Annotated in this window: 18 protein-coding genes; 12 read left to right on the top strand and 6 right to left on the bottom strand. The window is 65.0% G+C overall.

Annotated features, from left to right (window positions below):
• The first annotated feature begins 10 nt into the window (after positions 1 to 10).
• Positions 11 to 1,747, top strand: a complete 1,737-nt coding sequence (locus tag GGC65_RS13335; RefSeq protein ID WP_192647616.1) for a hypothetical protein — start codon at positions 11 to 13, stop codon at positions 1,745 to 1,747.
• 3 nt (positions 1,748 to 1,750) lie between these two features.
• On the opposite strand, the gene GGC65_RS13330 is transcribed toward GGC65_RS13335, so the two are convergent.
• Positions 1,751 to 2,800, bottom strand: coding sequence for a LacI family DNA-binding transcriptional regulator (locus GGC65_RS13330; RefSeq protein ID WP_192647615.1), 1,050 nt, complete (start codon positions 2,798 to 2,800; stop codon positions 1,751 to 1,753).
• Positions 2,801 to 2,971: 171 nt separating this feature from the next.
• On the opposite strand from GGC65_RS13330, the gene kduI reads away from it, so the two are divergent.
• Genes kduI through GGC65_RS13310 form a run of 4 tightly spaced genes read left to right on the top strand, consistent with a single transcriptional unit; the run spans position 2,972 to position 7,141 of the window.
• A complete protein-coding gene (gene kduI, locus GGC65_RS13325) occupies positions 2,972 to 3,814 on the top strand; it encodes a 5-dehydro-4-deoxy-D-glucuronate isomerase (protein ID WP_192647614.1) in 843 nt (280 codons plus the stop codon).
• Entirely contained in the window at positions 3,814 to 4,569 is a 756-nt protein-coding gene (kduD, locus tag GGC65_RS13320) for a 2-dehydro-3-deoxy-D-gluconate 5-dehydrogenase KduD (RefSeq protein WP_192647613.1), read from the top strand. Before kduI ends, kduD begins: the two co-directional genes overlap by 1 nt.
• Positions 4,570 to 4,614: 45 nt before the next feature.
• Complete coding sequence (locus tag GGC65_RS13315) at positions 4,615 to 5,628, top strand: sugar kinase (RefSeq protein ID WP_192647612.1); 1,014 nt, start codon at positions 4,615 to 4,617, stop codon at positions 5,626 to 5,628.
• Complete coding sequence (locus GGC65_RS13310; protein WP_225940810.1) at positions 5,615 to 7,141, top strand: carboxylesterase/lipase family protein; 1,527 nt, start codon at positions 5,615 to 5,617, stop codon at positions 7,139 to 7,141. Before GGC65_RS13315 ends, GGC65_RS13310 begins: the two co-directional genes overlap by 14 nt.
• On the opposite strand, the gene GGC65_RS13305 is transcribed toward GGC65_RS13310, so the two are convergent.
• The 3 genes from GGC65_RS13305 to GGC65_RS13295 are packed head-to-tail and all read right to left on the bottom strand — an operon-like array spanning position 7,138 to position 9,808.
• Positions 7,138 to 8,109, bottom strand: a complete 972-nt coding sequence (locus GGC65_RS13305; RefSeq protein WP_192647611.1) for an alpha/beta hydrolase — start codon at positions 8,107 to 8,109, stop codon at positions 7,138 to 7,140. The genes GGC65_RS13310 and GGC65_RS13305 overlap by 4 nt on opposite strands.
• Entirely contained in the window at positions 8,106 to 8,507 is a 402-nt protein-coding gene (locus tag GGC65_RS13300; RefSeq protein WP_192647610.1) for a cupin domain-containing protein, read from the bottom strand. The genes GGC65_RS13305 and GGC65_RS13300 overlap by 4 nt, the downstream gene beginning before the upstream one ends.
• A 2-nt stretch (positions 8,508 to 8,509) precedes the next feature.
• Positions 8,510 to 9,808: a pectate lyase family protein gene (locus GGC65_RS13295; protein WP_413052728.1), complete on the bottom strand. Its 1,299-nt coding sequence runs from the start codon at positions 9,806 to 9,808 to the stop codon at positions 8,510 to 8,512.
• A 333-nt stretch (positions 9,809 to 10,141) separates the two neighbouring features.
• Here GGC65_RS13295 and GGC65_RS13290 point away from each other — a divergent pair, with 333 nt between their 5' ends.
• Both GGC65_RS13290 and GGC65_RS13285 read left to right on the top strand, forming a co-directional pair.
• Positions 10,142 to 12,967 carry a TonB-dependent receptor gene (locus GGC65_RS13290; RefSeq protein WP_192647608.1) on the top strand — a complete coding sequence of 942 codons (2,826 nt, stop codon included), beginning with the start codon at positions 10,142 to 10,144 and terminating at the stop codon, positions 12,965 to 12,967.
• A 96-nt stretch (positions 12,968 to 13,063) separates the two neighbouring features.
• Positions 13,064 to 14,653 (top strand): family 43 glycosylhydrolase, encoded by a 1,590-nt coding sequence (locus GGC65_RS13285; RefSeq protein ID WP_192649529.1) that lies wholly within the window; start codon positions 13,064 to 13,066, stop codon positions 14,651 to 14,653.
• Here the strand turns inward: GGC65_RS13285 and GGC65_RS13280 are convergent.
• The gene (locus GGC65_RS13280; RefSeq protein WP_192647607.1) at positions 14,650 to 16,143 is read right to left on the bottom strand and encodes a UxaA family hydrolase; all 1,494 of its coding nucleotides are present in this window, start codon (positions 16,141 to 16,143) and stop codon (positions 14,650 to 14,652) included. The two genes, GGC65_RS13285 and GGC65_RS13280, sit on opposite strands and share 4 nt — an antisense overlap.
• A 136-nt stretch (positions 16,144 to 16,279) precedes the next feature.
• Between GGC65_RS13280 and GGC65_RS13275 the strand changes: the two genes are divergently transcribed.
• From GGC65_RS13275 to GGC65_RS13260, 4 genes are read left to right on the top strand one after another with little or no spacing between them, the layout of a single operon-like run.
• Positions 16,280 to 17,032 (top strand): 2-keto-4-pentenoate hydratase, encoded by a 753-nt coding sequence (locus tag GGC65_RS13275; RefSeq protein WP_318780166.1) that lies wholly within the window; start codon positions 16,280 to 16,282, stop codon positions 17,030 to 17,032.
• A gap of 25 nt (positions 17,033 to 17,057) precedes the next feature.
• Positions 17,058 to 18,374, top strand: a complete 1,317-nt coding sequence (locus GGC65_RS13270) for an MFS transporter (protein WP_192647606.1) — start codon at positions 17,058 to 17,060, stop codon at positions 18,372 to 18,374.
• Complete coding sequence (gene uxaC / locus GGC65_RS13265; protein WP_192647605.1) at positions 18,371 to 19,783, top strand: glucuronate isomerase; 1,413 nt, start codon at positions 18,371 to 18,373, stop codon at positions 19,781 to 19,783. Before GGC65_RS13270 ends, uxaC begins: the two co-directional genes overlap by 4 nt.
• Positions 19,780 to 21,099 carry a mannitol dehydrogenase family protein gene (locus GGC65_RS13260; protein WP_318780165.1) on the top strand — a complete coding sequence of 440 codons (1,320 nt, stop codon included), beginning with the start codon at positions 19,780 to 19,782 and terminating at the stop codon, positions 21,097 to 21,099. The genes uxaC and GGC65_RS13260 overlap by 4 nt, the downstream gene beginning before the upstream one ends.
• Here GGC65_RS13260 and GGC65_RS13255 read toward each other — a convergent pair.
• Positions 21,096 to 21,983 (bottom strand): LysR family transcriptional regulator, encoded by an 888-nt coding sequence (locus tag GGC65_RS13255; protein WP_192647603.1) that lies wholly within the window; start codon positions 21,981 to 21,983, stop codon positions 21,096 to 21,098. The genes GGC65_RS13260 and GGC65_RS13255 overlap by 4 nt on opposite strands.
• Before the next feature lie 97 nt (positions 21,984 to 22,080).
• On the opposite strand from GGC65_RS13255, the gene GGC65_RS13250 reads away from it, so the two are divergent.
• Positions 22,081 to 23,574, top strand: coding sequence for a CoA-acylating methylmalonate-semialdehyde dehydrogenase (locus GGC65_RS13250; RefSeq protein ID WP_192647602.1), 1,494 nt, complete (start codon positions 22,081 to 22,083; stop codon positions 23,572 to 23,574).
• Positions 23,575 to 23,619: the final 45 nt, after the last annotated feature.

The following is a 23,619-nucleotide window of genomic DNA, read 5'->3' as shown; positions in this document are numbered from 1 at the left end:
GGTCCCCGGCATGGCGGCGCAGGTCGCGCGCCGCCATGCCACCGGGCCGCAGGGAGTGTATCGGATTATGATTTCGGGTGATCGGCGCGCGCGCCTTGTTTCGGTTCTGGCGCTCGGCGCGGCGCTCATTCTCCCGGCTCAGGCGCAGCCCGCGAAATTGCCCAAAATCCTTGTAGACCCGGCGACGGCAGCGGCGAACCCGCTGCCCGATTTCAGCTATGCCGGCTATGGCTTCGGCCTCGCACCGATCCCTGCCGATGCGGGCACCATCATCGACGTGACCGCGCACGGCGCGATTCCCGACGATGGCCTCGACGATACGAAGGCGGTGCTGCGCGCACTCGCCGCGGCCAATGCGGTGAAGGGCAGGGTGACGCTGCGTTTCCCCAAGGGGCGCACGCAGATCACCGAGGTGCTCCGTATCACGCGCAGCGACATCATCCTCGACGGCGCAGGAAACGGGCCGGGGGGCAGCGAGCTGTGGTTTCCGCGCCCACTGAAGCTCATCGACAAAAGCCACGATTATGACGAGCTGCGCGAATATCTGGTGCGTGAAAAGAAACAGCAGGTCGAGCCCGAGCATAATATCGACTATCTGTTCACCGAATATACCTGGTCGGGCGGGATGATCTATGTCGCGCCCGAGGGCAGCCGCCCGGTTTCCTACGACGGGACAAAGGATGTCCGCGATCCGGTGCTCGCCAACGCCATATCGGGCAAGCAGTTCGGCCGCACGCTGACCGTCGACAATGCGGCAAAGCTCAAGGTCGGCGACGTCGTGCAGCTGCAATGGTTTTCGGTCGACGGGCCGAAGAGCCAGATTTTGAAATCGCTCTATGGCGACACCGACCTTCCGATCGGGTCGCACCACTGGACCTTCCCGAACCGGCCGGTGGTCGCGCAGGCGACGCGCGTCGTGGCGGTGCGCGGCAAGACGGTGACGCTCGGCGATCCGCTGCTCCACGATATACGCGCCGACCAGCCCGCGGTGGTGGCCGACTGGAAGCATCTCTCGAACGTCGGCATCCAGAATCTGCGGCTGCAATTCCCCGAGGCGCCGGCGTTCGGCCATCATCTCGAACAGGGCTATAACGGCATCTACATGACCGGCGTGTTCGACGGCTGGGCCCGAAAGCTGACGATCGACCGCGCGGACAGCGGCATCCTCACCGACAATGCCGCGAGCCTGACGATCGCCGACATCACGACGACGGGCGACCGCAGTGCCCATTATTCGGTGCATGTCGGCGCGGTGCACAATGTGCTGGTCAAGGATTTGAAGGTCGAGAACCCCGTCGTCCATCCGGTCAGCATCAACACGCGCTCGACGCGCTCGGTCTTCCTGCGCTCGGTCGTGGGCCGCGATGCGATCATCGACCAGCATAGCGGGTCGAACCACCAGAATCTGTTCGATGCGATCGAGATGCATGTCGACCCGAAGCTGGTGAAGGGCGCGTGGCAATATCAGCTGTGGGTCGGCGGCGGCGCACCCTATTGGAAGCCGGGGCACGGCCTCTACAACACGCTGTGGAACGCGAAGCTGGTAATGCCTGAAAGCGTACCCGCCGATGCGACGGTCGCGATCACGAGCGGGCTCGAAGGCCCCGGCGAGCGGATCGTCGGCCTCCACGCGAACCGCAAGATCAGCGTCAGCTACAAGCCTGCGCCCTATATCGAGGGAACGGGGCAGGCGGTCGACGCCGTGCCGTCGCTCTACGAATATCAGCTCGCGCGCCGGCGCCGCTGATCTTCAGCTCCTCGAAGGCGGCGCGACCGATTGGCGCTCGATGAAGGTCGAGGCGAGGACAGCGTCTTCGGCGACCTTGGTTCCCGGCGCGAGGAAATCGGGCACCAGCGTCTGCGCGGCGCGGATGCCCATCTCGTGGATCGGCCAGCGCACCGTGCTGAGCGCGGGCCAGATATGCGTCGCGGTCGGGCTGTCGTCGAAACCGATGATCGAAAGCTCGCCAGGAACCTTGATCCCTTTGCCGTGCGCGACGCTCATCAGCCCCGCTGCCATCTCGTCGTTCGAGCAGAAGACCGCGGTCGGCGGAGCGGGCAGTGACAGCAGGGCTTCGCCGGCCTCGATCCCGGCGGTGTAGCGGTAGTTGCCCGGCGCATAGAGTTCGGCTGGAAGATCGAGCCCGGCCTCGGCGAGCGCCTCGCGGAAACCCTCTTCGCGCTCGGCGGCCGAGCGGAAACCGATCGGGCCGCGCACGAAGCCAATGCGGCGATGGCCGAGCGCGATCAACCGGCGCACCGCTTCGGCCACGACCTCGCGATCGTTCGACGAAATACAATGTTTCGCATCGTCGAGTGGCGCCGACCCGATGCGGACATAGCGCACGCCGAGATTCTCGCAGAGCGCAGCAAGGTCGTCATTTTCGGAAATCGGGGGCAGCAGCAGCGCGCCGATCGGGCGCTGCTTTTCCAGGAAGGTGCGTACATCGTCGAGCATCGCGTCCGACGCGCGGTCGACCGGGCGGACGAGCAGCGCGAGGTCGCTGTCCCTGATCGCGTCGAGCACGCCGCGCTGGAAATTGAGCACCGTCTGGGCGTTCGGATTGTCGTGGAGCAAGGCAATCAGGAAATTGCGGCGAAAGGCGAGCGCACGCGCCTGTGGATTGGGGACGAAGCCGAGCTGTTCGATCGCCTTTTCGACCGCAGCGCGCGTCTTGTCGGTCAGAAACTCCGAGCGATTGATCACCCGGCTCACGGTCTTTTTCGAAACCCCCGCAAGCGCCGCGACGTCGTTGATCGTCGGTTGCTTGCCCCCCGGCCCCTTATTCTGTGCCGCCATATTCTGTCTTTCCCCTGCAAGCCCCTGGCCCGGCTCGCGCTTTCTAATGCTGATGGGCGCTCGAAAGCGTAAAATCAACCGCCCGGCGGGGGTGCCAACACCTCTTGACACCGGTTACCATCAAAACTAGCAAGGCAGCAAGCCAGAAATATCGAGCGAGGATGCGATCCCATGTTTTCCAAGACCTATTACGCCACCCATCCCGTCATGATGGAGGAGGTGTCGAACGCCGAACTGCGCGATCGTTACCTGATCCAGAACCTGTTTCGTGAAGGCGAGTGCGTCCTCAACTACACCCATGCCGACCGCTTCGTAATCGGTGGGGTCGCCGTCGGGGCGGCGCCGGTCAAGCTGCCCGCGCAGAGCGAGCCGCCGTCGGCCGCGGGGCATCCGTTCCTCGAACGCCGCGAACTTGCGATCGTCAACGTCTCGGCGGTGGAAGGCACCGTCACCGTCGACGGCGAAAGCTTCACGCTCGGCAACAAGGATTGCCTCTATGTGACGATGGGCGCGAAGGACGTCGAATTCGCAGGCAAAGGCGCGCGCTACTATCTGGCGTCGTGCCCCGCGCACAAGGCGTTCACGACGCGCAAGCTCGGCATCGCGGATGCCAATGCGCTCGACCGCGGTAGCCTCGCCGAATCGAACGAGCGCACCATCTACCAGCTCGTCATCCCCGGCGTATGCGACAGCGCGCAACTCGTCATGGGGCTGACCGTGCTCAAGGAAGGCAGCGTCTGGAACACGATGCCCCCGCACATCCACGAGCGCCGCAGCGAGATTTATTTCTATTTCGAGCTCGACAATGTCGACACCGACCGCGTGATGCATTTCATGGGCGAGGGCGAGGCCACGCGTCACATCGTCATGCAGAATGAGGAAGCGGTGATCTCGCCGCCCTGGTCGATCCATATGGGCGCGGGGACCAAATCCTATGCCTTCATCTGGGCGATGGCGGGCGAGAATCAGGACTATACCGACATGAACGTCCTCGACATCTGTCAGCTGTCGTAATGGCGGGCCTCTTCGATCTTTCGGGCAAGGTCGCGCTCGTCACGGGCGCCAACACCGGCATCGGGCAGGGGATCGCGCTCGCGCTGGCCGAAGCCGGTGCCGACATCGCCGCAGCAGGCCGCTCCCCCGCCGACGAGACGGTCGGCAAGGTGCGCGCGCTCGGCCGCAAGGCCGAGAATTTCGCGGCGGACCTGTCGAGCGTCGGCGCGGTGCAGCCGCTCGTCGACGCGGTGCTCGCCGAGTTCGGGCGTATCGATATCCTCGTCAACAATGCGGGGATCATCCGCCGCGCCGACGCGGTCGATTTCACCGAGGCCGATTGGGACGCGGTGATGGACACCAATCTGAAGACGCTCTTCTTCCTCTGCCAGGGCGTCGGGCGCCATATGATCGCGCGCGGATCGGGCAAGATCATCAACATCGCCTCGATGCTGACCTTTCAGGGCGGCATTCGCGTGCCGAGCTACACCGCGTCGAAATCGGGCGTCGGCGGGCTCACCAAGCTGCTCGCGAACGAATGGGCGGCGAAGGGCGTGCAGGTCAACGCGATCGCGCCGGGCTATATCGCGACGAACAACACCGCCGCGCTACAGGGTGACGAGACGCGCAACCGCCAGATCATGGAGCGTATCCCGGCGGGCCGCTGGGGCGATCCGAGCGACATCGGCGGCGCTGCGGTGTTCCTTGCGTCGAGCGCGTCGGACTATGTGCAGGGTCATATTCTCGCCGTCGACGGCGGCTGGCTCGCACGATAAAAACAACGGATTGCTCCCCGCGACGCGGGGTAAGCGGGGAGTGAGATGACCGAAGGCCGCCTTGTCTTTTTCGGCGAACTGCTGATCCGCCTGACCGCGCCGGGCAACGAGCTGCTGATGCAGTCGCCGGCTCTGTCGCTCCATGTCGGCGGCGCCGAGGCGAATGTCGCGATCGGTCTCGCGCATCTTGGCCATGATTGCGCGATGGTCAGCTCCATTCCTTCGAATGCTCTGGGTCGCGGAGCTGTGGCGGCGGTACGCGGCGCAGGCGTCGATTGCACCGCCGTCACGCCTCATCCGGGACGGATGGGGCTCTATTTTCTGAGCGTCGGTGCTGGGCTGCGCGCATCGGAAATCGTATACGACCGCGCCGGATCGAGCTTCGCCGCAACCGGGCCCACCGATTATGACTTCGATCGACTGTTGGCAGGCGCAGGGCTGCTCCATCTGTCGGGCATCACGCCCGCGCTCGGGCCACGCTCGGCCGACGCCGCGCTGGCCGCGGCGCGCGCGGCGAAGCGGCTCGGCGTCCCCGTCAGCTTCGACGGAAACTATCGCGCGATGCTGTGGGAAGCGTGGGATAGCGATCCGCGGGCGGTCCTGTCCGAACTGATCGGCAGCTCCGACATATTGTTCGGCAACCACCGCGACCTGTCGCTGGTGCTGGGACAGGAATTCAGTGGCGAGGGCGAGGACCGGCGGCGCGAGGCGGCCGAGGCGGGCTTTGCGGCCTTCCCTGACCTGAAGCTGATCGCCTCGACCGCGCGGCACACCGTCACCGCCGACCATCACCGCATCGCGGCGCGGGTCGATCTGCGCGACAGCGGCTACCAAACCCCCGAGATCGACGTCACCGGCATCGTCGACCGGATCGGGGCAGGCGACGCCTTCGCGGCGGGCGTGCTCCATGCGCATCTGGCTGGCGGCGGCGCCCGAGCGATGGCGGAAAGCGGCCTTGCGCTGACTTGTCTCAAACATTCGCTCCCGGGCGATGCGAGCCGCTTCGGTCAGGCCGACATCGATGCGTTCCACGGTGGCGGGCTGGATGTCCGGCGCTGACATGATCGGCCGCCGGGCGCTTCTGGCAACGGCCGGCAGCGCGTTGCTTCTTTCAGCCGCGGGGCGCGCCGAAGTGTTCACGCCGGTCCAGCATGTCGGGGGCGTCGGCGCCGCCGATGGCGCCTATCGTTCGGACACATTTCGCAGCTTTGGCGACGGCCGATCCTGGGCCTTCACGGGCATCCGCTATGGCCGCGCCGCCCGGTTCCGCACCCCGGTCGCGGTAACGACGGCCGAGCAATTGCGGGGCGACGTCTTTGGTCCCGCCTGTCCGCAGGCCGGCGATCGCTATCGGCCGCAGGACGAGGACTGCCTGTTCCTCAACGTCTGGACGCCCGACATCGAAAAGCCCGGCAAGCGGCCGGTGATGGTCTATTTCCACGGCGGCGCCTATTCGACCGGCAGCGTCACCGATCCGGTCAACGATGGCGCAAGGCTCGCCGCGCGCGGCGATGTGGTGGTGGTCACGGTCAACCACCGGCTGAACGCACTCGGCTATCTTTATCTCGCGCGGCTCGATCCGCGCTTTCCCGACAGCGGCAATGCGGGGCAGCTCGACCTGATTGTCGCGCTGCAATGGGTGCAGCGGAACATCGCGGCCTTCGGCGGTGATCCGGCCAACGTCACCGTCTTCGGCCAGTCGGGCGGCGGCGCAAAGATCGCAACGCTGATGGCGATGCCGGAAGCGAAGGGACTGTTCCACAAGGCGATCACGATGAGCGGGCAGCAGGTCACCGCCTCGGGGCCGCTCAACGCGACGAAGCGGGCGCAGGCATTCCTCGACAAATTGGGGCCGGGCGTCGATCCGGCGACCGCGCCGGTGGAGCAACTGGTCGCGGCGCTCTCGGCGGTCGATCCGGTCCTCGGCGGCGGGATCTACATGGGGCCGGTGCTCGACATGAAACATCTGACGCGTCACCCCTTCTGGCCCGACGCCGCACCGCAATCGCTCGGCATCCCGATGATGCTCGGCAATGTGGTGATGGAAACGCGCGCCTTTTACGCGCCGGAAGGGAAGCAACTTGCAGAGCTGACTTTCGACAATCTCGCCGCGCGCATCGCGCCCGAGATGCGGATCGATATCGAACCGTCGTGGGTCGTCGGCCAGTTCCGTACGCGCTACCCCAAAGCCGAACCGCTCGAGCTGTTCCATCGCATCGTGACCTCGGCGCGGAGCTGGCGCGGGCAGGTCGAGGAGGCAGAGGCGCGCGCGCGCGCCGGGCATCCGGGATTCGTCTATCAGCTCGATTTCGAGGGCGCGAAGCACGCCGACGATATCGCGCTCAGCTTTGGCACGGTCCCCGATCCGACCCCGGCGCAGCAAGCGATGAGCGACCGGGTGATGGACGCTTTCGTCCGCTTCGCGCGCACCGGCAATCCCGGCTGGCCGGCCTACGACCTGTCCCAACGTCGCACGATGATCTTCGATACAAAAAGCCGCGTCGAAAATGACCCACGGCGGTGGGAGCGCGAGCTGTTCGCGCGGGTGCCCTATATCCAGCCGGGCAGCTAGACGATCTTGTGCGCGCCGAGCCAGTTCCACAGCAGCTCGGGCCAGATCGCAACCGGCAGCCCTGCCGTCTTCAGCAGGCCGAAGCCATGTTCCCCGCGTTCGAAGAAATGAGCCTCGACCGACGCCCCGACGGCGCGCGTCGCCTCGCGTAACCGCACGCTGTTCTCGACCTTCACGACGCCGTCGTCCTCGGCGTGGAGCAGCCACAGCGGCGGCTGGTCGGCCCGGACATTGCGTTCGGGCGAATAAAGTCTCTCGCGCGCAGCGTCGGGGTGGGCGCCGATCAATTTTTCGCGACTCACCGCATGCGCGATTGCCGGGTCCATCGACACGACGGGATAGACGGCCGCGAGCGCATCGGGCCGCGCGGGCAGCGCATCGAAGGCATCGACCGGATCGTAGACCCTGGCATCGAAGCGCGTGAGCAGGCTCGTCGCCACCTGCCCGCCCGCCGAAAAGCCGCCGAAGGCGACGCGCGCCGGATCGATGCCATCGCTGCCCGCGCGACTGCGCACCAGCCGAACCGCACGCTGGGCATCGGCGAGCGGCACGTCGGCGCCGTTTGCCCAGCCATCGCCGGGCAGTCGGTAGAAAAGGACATAGACGGTCACGCCGCGCTCTTTCAGCCAGCGCGCAAGCTCATAGCCTTCCTTGTCGATCACGACGTAGCGATAGCCGCCACCGGGCGCGAGGATGACGGCGGCGCCGTTGGGTTTAGCCGGACGGAAGATGTCGAGCCGCGGGCGCGTGATCTTCTCCAGCATCCGGTCGCTGGCGTTCGGATCGTCGCTACGCTGGACGACCCGTTCGACAAGGCCGGGCGGGGGCTTGATGTGGCCTTCGGGCCAGAGCGCGATGCTTGCGTCGGGCGCGAGACCTGCGGGCCGTGTCCATGCCTCTTTCGCCGCCGCGCTCGCAAAGGGTAGCGCAAGGCTTGCCGACAGCAGCGCGCGCCGGCCCAGCGTCATGGCGCGGGCGCCTTGTTCGGATAGGCGATGATCAACACCAGCGGTTCGTCCCCCGTCTGCCGGATGCCGACCTTGGCGCCCTTGTACAGCCATGCGGCGGTCCCGGCCTTCAGCGCCTTTTCCTCGCCGTCCGAATGAACGATCCCGGTGCCCGACAGGACATAATAAATCTCGTCATGGTCGATCGGGTGCACGCCGATCGCGGCGCCGACATGCAGCGCGCGTTTGCGGAACTCGAAGCTGCGCGGTGCCGGGACGCTGTCGCTGATCCGGTAAGCGGTCGACATGCCGATTGCACCGTGCGGCGGGGCTTCCTCGCGCACCGTCGCGGCCTCGTCGATCACGACCATCGCGGGCGCGGCGCCACCCGCGAGCAACAGTGCCAGCAGCACGCTCATCGTCAGTTCGCCGTCCGTGACGCGCGGTCGCGCGCCGACAGATTTTCCTGCGGCAACGGCGCGGTCTGGCCCGGATAGCTGCCCGATTTCGGTTCCATCGTCGCAAGATCCCATTCGGCCGCGACAAAAGGCGCGCGGACCTCCTTGACCTTGGGATAGCCGCTCACTTCCTTTTCGTCGTCGATCACCTCGCCGCGCCCCTCGGCGACGAAGAAGAGGACACGAATCTCTTCGCCGTCGCGCGCCCAGGGCCGCGCGCCGGCGGTCGACAGCACCGATGTTTCGACATCGCGCACCGGCAGGATATTGTAGCCGCTCACCGGCGCGAGCGGTGCCTTGGTCCGGATCAGCTTCGCCTGTGTCTCGCCATAGCGACCGACTTCGGGAAGCGGTTCACCATGCCGGTCGACATGCAGATTGTCCTTGCCATAATATTCGAGGTCGCCGTCGCCGCCGAGCATCAGGAAGGGCAGATTTTTGTCGGTGTCGTTGCCGCCGCGCATGACATTGCCGATCGCGGTGATCTGCCCCGTCACATAATCGTGCCCGACCCATTCGAGGTTCATCAGGTTGTAATGCACGGCGCGATGCTGCGGATTATAGATCAGGTTGTTGATCATCAGCGCCTGCCCGCCACCCTTGATCAGCGGATTGCGCTCGACATTATGCGCCCAGACGTTGCGGTAAAAGACGATGCCGGTCGCATTGTCGTGGATCAGCGATCCCTTGCTATGCTCGCCCTTCGGATGACTGGCGTCGGCCAGCCCTTCGGCCGCCAGATTGTTCGAAAAGGTGATGTTGTGGCTCGTGCCCTTGCGCCAGTCTTCAACCGTTTTTCCGGTGAATCGCGGCCCCGACGCCGACATATTCTCGTCGATCCCCCACATCAAAGTACAATGGTCGATGATGACATTATGCGCCGCGACGGTCGAGAAAGTGTCGGCCTCCCAACCGCTGCGCTTCGGCTGGCCGTCGACGCCGGTGTAGATGCGCAGGTGGCGCATAACGACGTCGTGCGTCTTTACGTCGATCCCCGTACGGATAAGCGTGATGCCGGGCCCCGGCGCGGTCTGGCCGGCGATCGTCAGAAACGGATGTTTGATCTCGATTGTCGTGCGGCCCATGTCGATCACGCCGCCGACCTCGAACACGATGATGCGCGGCCCCGGCGTCTCGATTGCTGCCTTCAGCGACCCCGGGCCATCGGGTGCGAGCGTGGTCACGCGCAGTATCTGGCCGCCGCGTCCACCCGGAGTCTGCGCCGCCGGACCAACCGCGCCAGGGAAGGCGAGTGCCGCCATGTCTGCCGCCATCGCTGAACCCGATGACAAGCTAAGGGCCAGAAAAAGCGCAGTTATCCAAGGCTTTTTGGGCATCCCGTCTCTCCTCGTCATTGGGGTATTGACATGTTCGTCGCAATCCGCAATCTTTCTGACACCGGTTACCCCAATCGGTCAACGAGAAAATATTTCCAAGGGAGAGGGTCTGATCCGGTTCGTCGCGCATGGCGGCGGCCAATCTCACTCTCTGAAAAATCGACGGATAAAACGGTTCGCCAAATCGTTTTGTCCAGCAAAGTAACCGGTGTCATTCTTGCGCGAGCGGGAGCAACGGGGCGATAAGGGAGGATGATAATGGCAATTCATGCAATGCGGAGCGTGCGCGCCCTGACGAAATTGGCGTGCGGTGCATCGCTGGCCGTGCTGGCGGTCTCGCCCGCTTATGCGCAGGACGCTGCTACCGCCGACGAGAACGTCGCAAGCGAGGACGAGATCGTCGTCACCGGCTTCCGTGCTTCGCTCGACAAGGCGCTCGACGTGAAGCGCGAATCGGTCGCTGCGGTCGATGCAATCGTCGCCGAAGACATCGCCAAATTCCCCGACCAGAACCTCGCCGAATCGCTGCAGCGCATTCCCGGCATCACGATCCAGCGCGATGGCGGTGAAGGCCGCGGCATCACGGTGCGCGGGCTTGGTTCGCAATTCACGCGTGTCCGCGTCAACGGGCTCGAAACCGTCGCGACCTCGACCGACGGCGCGTCGGCCAACCGCGACCGCGCGTTCGACTTCAACGTCTTTGCCTCCGAACTCTTCACCTCGATCGTCGTGCACAAGACCGCATCGGCCGAGCTTGACGAAGGGTCGCTCGGCGCCGTCGTCGACCTCAACACCGGCAATCCGCTTGGCGGCAAGAGCGGTTTTACCGGCGCGCTCTCGGCGCAGGGCAGTTACAACGACCTGTCCGAAAAGGTCGGGCCGCGCGTCGCCGGACTGCTCAGCTGGGTCAACGACGCTGGAACCTTCGGTGCGGCGGTCTCGGTCGCCTATTCGGACCAGAAGACGCTCGAGCTCGGCAATAATTCGGTCCGCTGGGCGCAGGCGCGCTTCGACTCGGTCGACGGCACGCCTTGCTGGACCGCCGCCAATTCGGGCGGCACCTATGTCCCGAGCGCTGCGTGCAACGAGGTTGCGCTCGCCTTCCATCCGCGCATCCCGCGTTATGGCGAAATCGCGCATCACAAGAAGCGGCTCGGTGTTACCGGATCGGTCCAGTTCGAGCCGACCGATGCGACGAAAATTTCGCTCGACGCGCTCTATTCGCGCTTCAAGCACCAACGCCGCGAGCAGTGGGGCGAAGTGCTGCTGCGCAGCAACGAACGCTCGATCAACATCAGCGACTATGAGATCGACGAGGATAACAATCTGATCTCGGCGACGCTCGACGATGCCTGGGTGCGCACCGAACATTATCTGCGCAAGGCAAAGACCGAATTCTGGCAGGTCGGCGCCACCTGGGATCAGGATGTCAGCGACACGTTCCGTTTCACCCTGCTCGGCGGCCTGTCGAAATCGACCGCGTCGATCCCGCTCGAAACCACGCTCGTTTTCGACGACCGCGATGCGCAAGATTATCGTTACGACTATAGCGACATGGCGCGCCCGCAGCTGACCTTCGGCACCAGTGTCACCAATCCGGCGAATTTCCAGCTCGCCGAAATCCGCGACCGTCCGTCGGAGGTCGAGAACAAGTTCCGCACGGTGCAGCTGCGCACCGAATGGGATCTGACCGATGGCTTTACGGTGAAAGCCGGGGGCGTCTATCGCCGCTTCGACTTCGCCAGCATCGCCTACACACGCGACACGGTGGTGTGCGGCGACGGCGGGGTCGATCGCGTGCTCGGCACGCTCAACTGCTCGCGTTCGAACGTTTTCGGGCCGTCTGCAGTCTATGGCTTTACCGTGACTCCCGAGCTGTCGCAGCTCTTCACGCTCGGCAAAGCGGGGCAGCCGTCGGGCACGACCACCGAATGGCTCGTCCCGAATCTCGAGACGGGAACCGCCTTCACCAAACTTTACGATCGCGTCCCGGTGCTCGATGCCGGTAACAACCGCGCGGTGCGTGAAGAGGTCACGGGCGGCTATCTCCAGTTCGACGCAAAGGGCGAACTCGGCGGCCTGCGTTATGCGCTCAACGCCGGTGTGCGCTACGTTCACACCGACCAGACGTCGAGCGGGCTCAACAGCGGCACCGCGGTGACGGTGAAGCGCAGCTACGAGGACTGGCTGCCGTCGGTTAACCTTGCGCTGTTCCCGCACGACGACATCATCATCCGCGCCGCGGTCGCCGATGTGATGACGCGCCCGACGCTCGGTAACCTGACCCCGGGCGGGTCGGTCGACGGGTTCAACTATCGCATCAACTACGGTAACCCGTTCCTCGATCCGTTCCGTGCGACCTCCTACGACCTCGCGTTCGAATGGTATTTCGCGCCGCAGTCGATCTTCTCGGTCGCGCTGTTCAAGAAGGATGTCGCGAGCTTCCCGGTCGCAACTACGGCGAGCGGCACTTTCGCCTCGACCGGGCTGCCAACGTCGGTGATCCCGCCGAGCAGCCCGGCATCGATCAATCCCGAAGGCCAGCTGTGGACGATCACCTCGATCGGCAATGGCGAGGGTGCCAGCCTGAAGGGTATCGAGCTCTCGCTGCAGGCGCCGTTCAAGTTCCTGCCGGGTTTCCTGTCGAACTTCGGCGGCATCGTGAACGCGACCTTCGTCGACTCCGACGCCGACTATTCGGTCGCCGGACCGTCGATCGTTCCCGGCGGCGCCAATGTCGGCGCGATCCGTAACGGCACGCTCTTCAACCTGTCGAAGCGCGCCTATAACGGCACGCTCTATTATGACGACGGCAAGTTCAGCGCACGTGCTTCGATCAGCTATCGCAGCCGTTATGCGGACGCCAACAGCGGGACGGGGAATGTGTTCGAAGGCTATGGCTCGACGATCAACGTCGATGCGTCGATGCGCTATGCGATCACCGACAATATCGAAATCTCGATCGAGGGCATCAACCTGACCGACGAATATCGTTATCGCTTCACCGATATCGATGCCGACCGCAATTACGAGAATAACCACTTCGGCCGCACCTTCCTGTTCGGCGCGCGCGTCAAGATCTGACGCGAACGGGTTAGTCCCGGTGAGGCCCGGTTTCCGTTTTTCAGGAGACCGGGCCTTTCTTTTTTCAAGGAGACACGCGTGACCGATCGCCGCGATATGCTCAAGCTCGCCGGGGGCGGTCTGTTCGCAACCGGGCTTTCGGGCCTGGCCGCGCCCGCCGCATGGGCGGCACCCGCGGCATCGTCTCCGGTTCCGGGCTGGGCCAAGGGTTTCGACGGACAGCGCAAGGCCGATCTCGGCGACGGGCGCTTCCTCAACCCGATCATGGCGGGCGACCATCCCGATCCGTCGATCCTGAAGGACGGCGCCGATTATTATATGACCTTCTCGACCTTTGACTCCTACCCGGGGCTGGTCATCTGGCATTCGCGCGATCTTGTGAATTGGCGCCCGATCGGCCCCGCACTCCACAAGAATATCGGGTCGGTCTGGGCGCCCGAGCTGGTGAAGCACAAGGGCCGCTATTATCTCTACATCCCCACGAAAGGCCCGAACACGAGTTGGGTGATCTGGGCCGACAGGATCGAAGGGCCGTGGAGCGAGCCCGTCGATCTCAATCTGCCGAACCATATCGACCCCGGTCACGCGGTCGGCGAGGACGGGTCGCGCTGGCTCTTCCTGTCGGGCGGCGATCGCGTGCGCCTGTCTGACGTTGGCCTGTCGCGCGTCGGCGAACCCGAGCATGTCTATGACCCTTGGCGCTACCCCGCGGACTGGGTCGTCGAAGGCTTCGCGCCCGAGGGGCCGAAGATCACGCGGCGCGGCGATTATTATTATATGATCACCGCGGTCGGCGGCACAGCGGGGCCGCCGACGGGGCATATGGTGATCGCGGCGCGCTCGAAATCGATCCACGGTCCGTGGGAAAATTGCCCCGCCAACCCGCTCGTCCATACCAAGTCGGCCGCCGAAAAATGGTGGTCGCGCGGGCATGCGACGCTGGTCGAAGGACCCGCCGGCGACTGGTGGAGCGTGTATCACGGGTTCGAGAATGGCTATTGGACTCTCGGGCGACAGGCTTTGCTCGACCCGATCGAATGGACCGACGATGGCTGGTTCCGGATGAAGGGCGGCGACTTGTCGCGGCCGATCGCCAAGCCGAAGGGCGGAACGATCGCGGGCCCGCACGGCATGGCGCTGTCGGATAATTTTGCCATGCTCGCGCTTGGCGCGAAATGGAATTTCTTCAAGCCCGCCGCCGATGAACGCAGCCGCGCGCGCGTGGAAGACGGCGCGCTGATTCTCAAGGGACGTGGCACGGCGCCGGTCGATTCGTCGCCCCTGCTGCTGATTGCGGGCGATCAGGCGTATCGCTTCGAATGCGATATAGAGATCGCGCCCGGCGGCACCGCGGGGCTAATCCTCTTCTACGACGAGAAACTCTATTGCGGGCTCGGTTTCGACGGCGAGCGGTTCGTGACGCACCAATATGGCATCGAACGCGCGCGCCCATCCAACCCGCACGGCCGCACCATGCGCATGCGGGTCACGAACGACCGGCATATCGTCACCTATGACACGAGCGGCGATGGCGGAAAGACCTGGGTCCGTTTCGACCGCGGTATGGAGGTCTCGGGATACCACCATAATGTGCGCGGCGGCTTCCTGATGCTGCGCCCCGGGCTCTATTCGGCGGGGCAGGGCGAGGCGCGCTTCCGCAACTTCACCTTCCGCGCGCTCGGCTAAAGCGTCACGCCCGATTTCCAGATCGCGATGTCGCGTTCTTCGTTGGCCTCGGCCTTGGTCGAGCCGCCCGAAGCGGTCGCGACGATCAGATCGAGCAGCGCGTCCGCCGCACTGTCGGACCCCACATCGAGAACCGCGCCGGCATCGAAATCGATCCAGCCCGCCTTGCGCTCCGCCAGCGCGCTGTTCGACGCGATCTTCAGCGTCGGGGCCGGAAAGCCGAGCGGCGTTCCCCGCCCGGTGGTGAACAGGATGATCGTCGCGCCCGCCGCGGTCAGCGCGGTCGACGATACCGCATCATTGCCCGGCGCTTCGAGCAAGGTGAGGCCCGGCAGGGTCGCTTCGCCGCCATAGCGGCGGACATCGACGACGGGCACCTTGCCGCCCTTCTGCACCGCGCCGAGCGACTTTTCCTCAAGCGTAGTGATTCCGCCGGCGATATTGCCGGGCGAGGGATTCTCGCTCACCGGTTCGCCGTTGCGAATGAAATAATCCTTGAAATCGCGCACCAGCGCGACGGTGTCGTCGAACACCCCGCGCGATACCGCACGGTCCATCAATATCTGCTCGGCGCCGAAAATCTCGGGGATCTCGGTCAGTATGACCTTGCCGCCCGCCGCTGCGACGGCGTCCGCCATCCGCCCGACGAGCGGGTTGGCGGTCAGCCCCGACAGGCCGTCCGATCCGCCGCACTTCACGCCGAGCACCAGTCGCGACAGCGAAACTTCGGTGCGGGACATATTGGCGCAGCCATCGACCAATTCGTCGACGAGCGCGAGGCATGCAGCGTCGTCATCTTCGACCGCTTGCGCCGACAGCGTGCGGATATGCGCGCGGCGGTCCGCCGGAATCAGGTCGAGCAGCGCGCCGAGCTGGTTGCTTTCGCACCCCAGGCCGACGATCAGTACCCCGCCGGCATTGGGATGCTGCGCGAGCGCTGCAATCAAGGCGCGTGTGTGACCAAGGTCGTCGCCAAGTTGCGAACAGCCGAACGGATGCTTGAACGCATGGATTCCGTCGACGCGTCCGGCGTGGCGCGCACCTGCGATCCGCGCGACACGCGCGGCGAGGTTGCCGACGCAGCCTACGGTCGGAAGGATCCATATTTCGTTGCGTGTGCCGACGCGGCCGTCGGGGCGGGCATAGCCGCTGAAAGTCCGCGCCGATCCGGCATCCCGTGCCGCTTCGCCGGCATCCGGTGCATAAAGATAATCACCACTACCGCTTAGCGCGGTCGCCAGATTATGGCTGTGGACATGTTCGCCGGCGGCGATGTCGGTGGTCGCGGTCCCGATCGTGAAGCCATATTTGATCACCGCTTCGCCGCGCGCAATCGGTGCCAGCGCAATCTTATGCCCACGGCCGATCGCGACGGCGGCGTGGATGTTCGTATCGGCAAGCGGCGCATCGCCGGCCGCCAGATCGGCGATTGCTGTCGCGACATTATCCGCTTCGTGGACGCGGATCGCATGGAGCCCGTTGGCGGTCATTGCCGCTCAACTCCTGCCATGGCGCGGGAATTTGTCATACATCCGATATTCGCTTGCCTTTGACACCGGTGTCTCTTACACGGCTTAGCGGAAGAGGGAAATGAGAAAGATGCTGGCGACAAGCGATCAACAGAATGTGGCGCGTGCATTAATCGACGCGCGTGCGGGTAAGACACCGCTTACCGCCTATCCCGGCGCGATGCCAAAGACGATGGCCGAGGCCTATGCGATCCAGGACAGTGCGATCGCGTTCGACGGTCGGCGCATCGGTGGGTGGAAGGTCGGACGAATCGCGGCCGAACTCGTCGATCGTTACGGCGGCAACCGCCTGACCGGACCGATCTTTGCCGACGAGATTTTCGACGGTGCCGATGAGCCGGTGATGGCGGTCTATGCCGATGGCTTCGCCGCGGCCGAGGCCGAGGTGCTGCTGTGCTTCGGCGACGTCGGCACGCGCGATTACGACATCGACAGCGTCCGCGAATGCATCGCCGACGTCCGCACGGGCATCGAAATCGCGAGCTCGCCCTTTCCCGAAATCAACCTTCACGGCCCTGCGGTTACCGCGTCGGATTATGGCAACAACAAGGGCCTGATCCTCGGCCCGTCGATCCCCGGCTGGCGGGACGTCGACCTCATCCATATGCCGGTCGAAATGGCGATCGACGGCGAAACCGTCGGTGCGGCGACGATGGAGGCCATGCTCGACGGTCCCTTCGGCTCGGCGCTGTTTCTGATCAACACCCTGCGTGGGCGCAGCATAGCTATTCCGCCCGGGACCTGGGTTTCGGCCGGCGCGATTACCGGTATTCATGAAATCAGGCCGGGCCAGCGTGCCGAAGCACTGTTCGACGGAAAAATCCGCGTCGGCTGCTCGATCAAAAGCTAATAAAGCCAAATAACGGGAGAGGATTATGGCACAGGCATTCGCGGACGGAGGGACGGCGACGCCGGTGCCAAGGTCGGGGCGTTACCGCTGGCTGATCGTCGCGGTGCTGTTTGCCGCGACCACGGTCAATTATATCGACCGCACCATGCTCGGCCTGCTCGCGCCGACGCTCGGCACCGAGCTCGGGTGGAGCGAAAATGACTATGGCAACATCGTCACCGCCTTTCAGGCCGCCTATGCCTTGGGCTTCTTGGCTATGGGCTGGCTGATTGACCGCTTCGGTCCCAAGATCGGGTATAGCATCGCCATCTCGATCTGGACGATCGGCCATATCGCGCATGGCTTCGCCGCGTCGATCGCCTCTTTCATGCTGGCCCGCGTCATCCTCGGTGTCGGCGAGGCGGGGCATTTCCCCTCGGTCGTGCGTGCGTCGAGCGAATGGTTCCCGCAAAAGGAACGCTCCTACGCGATCGGCTGGGTTAACAGTGCGACGACGATCGGCGTGATCCTGACCGCGCCGACGGTGGCGCTGTTTATGCGCGTGCTCGGTTTCGACTGGCGCCAAACCTTCATTTACACCGGCGCTTTCGGCGTCCTTCTCCTGATCCTCTGGCTCTGGCTCTACAGCAACCCGCGCGAAAGCGGGAAGGTCAGCGAAGCCGAACTCGCGTGGATCGAGCATGATCCACCCGAAAAGGTCGAGCGCATCGGCTGGGGCCGCATCGTTACCAAGCGCGAGGCGTGGGCGTTCGCGGTCGCCAAATTCCTGACCGACCCGGTGTGGTTCCTGATGCTCTTCTGGCTGCCCAAATATTTCAGCAGCACCTATGACGTCGATTTGAAGGTCGTGCTGCTGCCGATGATCATCATGTACCTGCTCTCCGACGTCGGCAGCATCCTGGGCGGCTGGGTCTCGTCGAAGCTGATCCAGAGCGGGCATAGCGTCAATTTCGCGCGCAAGGTCACGATGATCGGTGCGGGCTGCTGTGTGCTGCCTTTGCTGTTCGTGACCGGGCTCGACAATATGTGGCTCGCGGTGGCGCTGATCGGCGTTGCGCTCGCGGGACATCAGGCCTTTTCGTCGACGATCCTGTCGATCCCTCCCGACATGTTCCCCAAGCGCGCGGTCGGATCGGTGATCGGGCTAGGCGGTTTTGCGGGCGGCGTTGGCGGCATGATCATGGCGAAGTCGACGGGGCTCGTGCTCGATGCGACGGGGGGCAATTACACGGTCATCTTCGCGGCATGCACCACGGTCTATTTCCTCGCCGTGCTTGCGGTGCATCTGCTCAGCCCGCGTCTCGCGCCGGTCACGGTAGAGAGCGAAGCGGCTCCGGCATGACCCGTCCGCTGAACCTGCATCCCGACCGGCTTTTCCCCTCCGACCCGGCGCAGCGGGATATCGCGCGCCGGCTCTATGCCGAGGTCGCGCGCCTGCCGATCGTCAGCCCGCACGGGCACACCGATCCCAGCTGGTTTGCGGCCAACGCGCCCTTCGGCAATGCGGCGGAGCTGTTGCTCCACCCCGACCATTATGTGTTCCGCATGCTCTATTCGCAGGGCATATCGCTCGACGCGCTCGGCATCCGCAACCCCGACGCCGATCCGCGCGAGAGTTGGCGGTTGTTCGCGCAAAATTATCATCTGTTTCGCGGGACGCCGACCCGGATGTGGATGGACTGGGTGTTCGCCGAGGCGTTCGGGATCGACGTGCAGTTCGATGCGGCGACGTCGGATCTCTATTACGACCGGATCACCGAAGCGCTGGCGACCGACGCTTTCCGTCCGCGCGCGCTGTTCGACCGTTTCGACATCGAGGTGATCGCGACGACGGAGAGCCCGCTCGATGCGCTCGAGCATCACGCGGTCGTTCGCGCCGCGAACCAAAGCGGCGAATGGGGTGGGCGCGTCATCACCGCCTATCGCCCCGACCCTGTCGTCGATCCCGAGTTCGAAGGTTTTTACGCCAACCTCGCGCGGCTCTCCGACCTCTCGGGCGAGGATGCGTACAGCTATTCGGGCTATCTCGCGGCGCACCGCAATCGCCGTACCTTCTTCGCCGAGATGGGCGCGACCTCGACCGATCATGGCCATCCGACCGCTGCGACTGCCGACCTCACCAAGACCGAGGCCGAAGCCCTGTTTGCGCGCGTGACGCGCGGCGAGGTGCGCGCCGCCGATGCCGAACTGTTCCGCGCACATATGCTGACGGTGATGGCGGGGATGAGCGTCGACGACGGACTGGTGATGCAGATCCACCCCGGCAGCTTCCGCAATCATAACCCGTGGCTGTTCGACCATTATGGCCGCGACAAGGGCGCCGACATCCCGATGGCGACGGACTATGTTCACGCACTGCGCCCGCTGCTCGGCAAATATGGCAATGCGGCGGGGCTGACGATCATCCTCTTCACGCTCGACGAGACGAGCTACGCCCGCGAACTCGCGCCGCTCGCTGGTCATTATCCCGCGCTCAAGCTCGGCCCGGCTTGGTGGTTTCACGACAGTCCCGAAGGGATGCGAAGGTTCCGCAACCAGACCACCGAAACCGCGGGCTTCTACAACAGTGTCGGCTTCAACGACGACACGCGCGCCTTCCTGTCGATCCCGGCGCGCCACGATGTCGCGCGGCGCATCGATTGCGGCTTTCTGGCGCAGCTCGTCGCCGAACACAGGCTTGAGGAATGGGAGGCGGCCGAACTCGCGACCGACCTCAGCTACAATCTCGCGAAGGCCGCGTACAAGCTGTGAGGCTGTCGGCGCAGACGCCGCTTCCGGCCTCGGTGCGGGGGCCGGATTATGACCGCGCCGCGCAGGCGGCGGGTATCGTCCATATCGGGATCGGCGCCTTTCACCGTGCGCATCAGGCGGTCTACACCGATGACGCGATGGCTGCTGGCGATCGCGATTGGGGCATCGTCGGCGTGTCGCTGCGCTCGGGCGATGTCGCGGCACAGCTGAACGCTCAGGGCGGGCTCTATACGGTTAACACCCGCAGCGCGGCCGGCAGTGAATTGCGTATGATCGGCGCCGTGCAGCGCGTGCTCGTTGCGGCCGACGATCCACAGGCCGTCATCGACGCCATCGCCGCGCCGACGACGCATATCGTCAGCTTCACGGTCACCGAAAAAGGCTATCTGCGCCGCGCCGACGGATCGCTCGATCTTGCCGCCGCAGTCGGCGCCTCGAGCCTCTATCGCTTTGTCGCCGCTGGATTGGCGGCGCGCAAGGCGGCCGGGCTGCGCGGTATCACATTGCTCAGCTGCGATAATCTGGCGGGCAATGGTGCGGTGCTGCGCCGCCTGATGCGCGAATATCTTGCCGCCTATCACCCCGATCTGTCGGCATGGTTCGATGGCGAATGCACTTGCCCCGCGACGATGATCGACCGCATCGTCCCCGCGACGACCGAAGCCGATCGCGCCGCTGTCGAAGCCACGCTCGGCGCTCGCGACGAAGGCGCAGTCATCACCGAAGGCTTCAGCCAGTGGGTGATCGAAGATGATTTCGCCGGCCCGCGTCCGCGTTGGGAAACGGTCGGCGCCGAGCTGGTCGCCGATGTCGCGCCCTATGAAACCGCGAAGCTCCGCATGCTCAATGGTGCGCACTCGGCGCTCGCCTACATCGGGCTGGGAAAGGGGCATGCGTTCGTCCACCAGGCGATCGCCGATCCCGATGTCCGCCCGGTCATCGAACGGCTGATGCGCGAGGAGGCCGCGCCGACGATCGACGCGGCGCCGGGGCAGGATTTGTCGACCTATGCGGGCGCGCTGCTCGATCGCTTCGCCAATCCAACGCTCCACCATCGGCTGATCCAGATCGCGATGGACGGCAGCCAGAAGATCCCGCAGCGCTGGCTCGAAACGCTCGCCTGGCATCAGACGCGCGGGCAGCGTTGCCCCTCGCTCGAAGCCGCGATTGCCGCGTGGATCGCCTTCCTGCGCAGCGACAATCCGATCGATGATCCGCTCGCGGATCAGCTGCGCGAAGCGGCGGCCGGTCCCGATGCGCGGGAAAGACTGTTCGGCGAGGGGGGCCTGATCGCTTCCGACTGGCGTCCGGCTTAAGCCGGCACCAGCAACCCCCGGCTCTCGCGCACTTCCGCGTCGAGCCAGTCGATAAACGCGCGGATACGCGGCTGTGGTGCAACGTCGCGGTGGAGCGCGAGCCAGAAGGCGCGCGCCACTGTCTGTTCGGGCCGTACGCGGACGAGCGCCGGGTCGCCGCTCGCGAGGAAGCAGGGGAGCACACCGACCCCCGCACCGCCCGCAATCATCCGCCGCTGCGCGAGGATCGACGACGAGCGTACGGTCGCGCGGAGCCCCGGTTCGATCTCGCCCAGATAATCGAGTTCGGGCGCGTAGAGGATGTCGGGCATATAGCCGATCACCGGGATGCCCGTGCGCGACAGCGGCGCGGCGGCGACCGCCGTCTGCCAGTCGGGGCGGCCTGCGGGCGCATAGATGCCGAGGCTGTAGTCGGACAGCTTGCGCGTGATCAGCGGTCCCTTGCGCGGTCGCGCGAGCAGCACCGCCATATCGGCCTCGCGCCGCGACGGGTTCAAAAACCCCGACGAGGCGACAAGGTCGATCTCCAGTTCGGGATGCGCCGCGACAAAACCTGCCAGTCGCGGCGCGATGAAACTGTTGCCGAAGCCTTCGGATACGCTGACGCGCAACTGCCCCGACAGCGCCGACGCATCTTCGCGTGCCGAATGGATGCGCGCCGCTGCCGCCGCCATCGCTTCGGCGTGCGGGACGAGCGCCCGGCCCGCCGCGGTCAAGACAAACCCCGACGGCGCGCGTTCAAACAGCGTCTGGCCGAGCGCGGATTCCAATGCGCTCACCCGCCGGCTCACCGTCGTCGCATCGACATGCAGCGCCGCGCTGGCGCGCGCGAGCGTGCCGTGGCGCGCGACGAACAGGAAATATTGCAGCCTATCCCAATCCATGACCTGCAAATATGCAGTATCATGCTGCAAGTCTATCGCTTGCAATCGCGCCGTAACTGGTCTGTGGCAGCGCCAACATCTCATGGGAGAATCGAACATGCGACAGATCGACCATCACATCGTCGGCGGTGCCGGCGGCAGCCCCCGCCAGGGCGACGTCTTCGACCCCAACAGCGGCGGCGTGCAGGCGCAGGTCGCGCTCGGTGATGCAGCCCTGCTGGAGCGTGCGGTCGCCGCAGCGAAAAAGGCGCAGCCCGCTTGGGCGGCGACGAATCCGCAGCGCCGTGCGCGCGTGATGTTCGAATTCAAGCGTCTCGTCGAAGCGAATATGGACAGCCTCGCGCATATGCTGTCGAGCGAGCATGGCAAGGTGATCGCCGATTCGAAGGGCGACATCCAGCGCGGGCTCGAAGTCATCGAATTCTGCTGCGGCATCCCGCATGTGCTGAAGGGCGAATATACGCAGGGCGCCGGCCCCGGCATCGACGTCTATTCGATGCGCCAGCCGATCGGCATCGGCGCGGGCATCACGCCGTTCAACTTCCCCGCGATGATCCCGCTGTGGATGTCGGGCGTCGCGATCGCCACGGGCAATGCCTTCATCATCAAGCCGAGCGAACGCGACCCGTCGGTCCCCGTCCGCCTCGCCGAACTCTTCCTCGAAGCCGGTCTGCCCGAAGGCATCTGCCAGGTCGTCCATGGCGACAAGGAAATGGTCGATGCGATCCTAGACCATCCCGATATCGGCGCGGTCAGCTTTGTCGGCTCGTCGGATATCGCGCATTATGTCTACAACCGCGGCGTCGCGAACGGTAAGCGCGTGCAGGCGATGGGCGGCGCGAAGAACCATGGCATCGTTATGCCCGACGCCGACCTCGATCAGGTCGTCAATGACCTCACCGGCGCCGCCTTCGGCTCGGCGGGCGAACGCTGCATGGCGCTCCCCGTCGTCGTCCCCGTCGGCGACGAAACCGCCGAGCGGCTGAAGGAAAAGCTGATCCCCGCGATCGCGGCGCTGCGCGTCGGCGTGTCGACCGATGCCGAAGCGCATTACGGCCCCGTGGTGACGCAGGCGCACAAGGAAAAGGTCGAAGGCTGGATCCAGAAATGCGCCGACGAAGGCGCCGAGCTGGTCGTCGACGGCCGCGGCTTCACGCTGCAGGGCCACGAAAAGGGCTTCTTCATCGGCCCGACGCTGTTCGACCATGTCACCACCGACATGGAATCGTACAAGGAGGAAATCTTCGGCCCCGTGCTGCAGATCGTCCGCGCCCCCGATTTCGAGACCGCGCTCGCGCTGCCCAGCAAGCACCAATATGGCAATGGCGTCGCGATCTTCACGCGCAACGGCCACGCCGCGCGCGAATTCGCCGCGCGCGTCAATGTCGGCATGGTCGGCATCAACGTGCCGATCCCGGTGCCCGTGGCCTATCACAGCTTCGGCGGCTGGAAGCGCTCGGCGTTCGGCGACACCAACCAGCACGGCATGGAAGGCGTGAAGTTCTGGACCAAGGTCAAGACGATCACCCAGCGCTGGCCAGACGGTTCGCCCGACGGCGGCAACGCCTTTGTCATCCCGACGATGGGCTGACGGCGCAGGCGCATGAAACCCGGCTCGGTCATCGGGCATTCTTCC

Source organism: Sphingopyxis sp. OAS728 (assembly GCF_014873485.1).
Lineage (GTDB): Bacteria > Pseudomonadota > Alphaproteobacteria > Sphingomonadales > Sphingomonadaceae > Sphingopyxis.
Note: the sequence above shows the minus strand (reverse complement) of the source record. Positions and strands in the feature narration are given on the sequence as shown.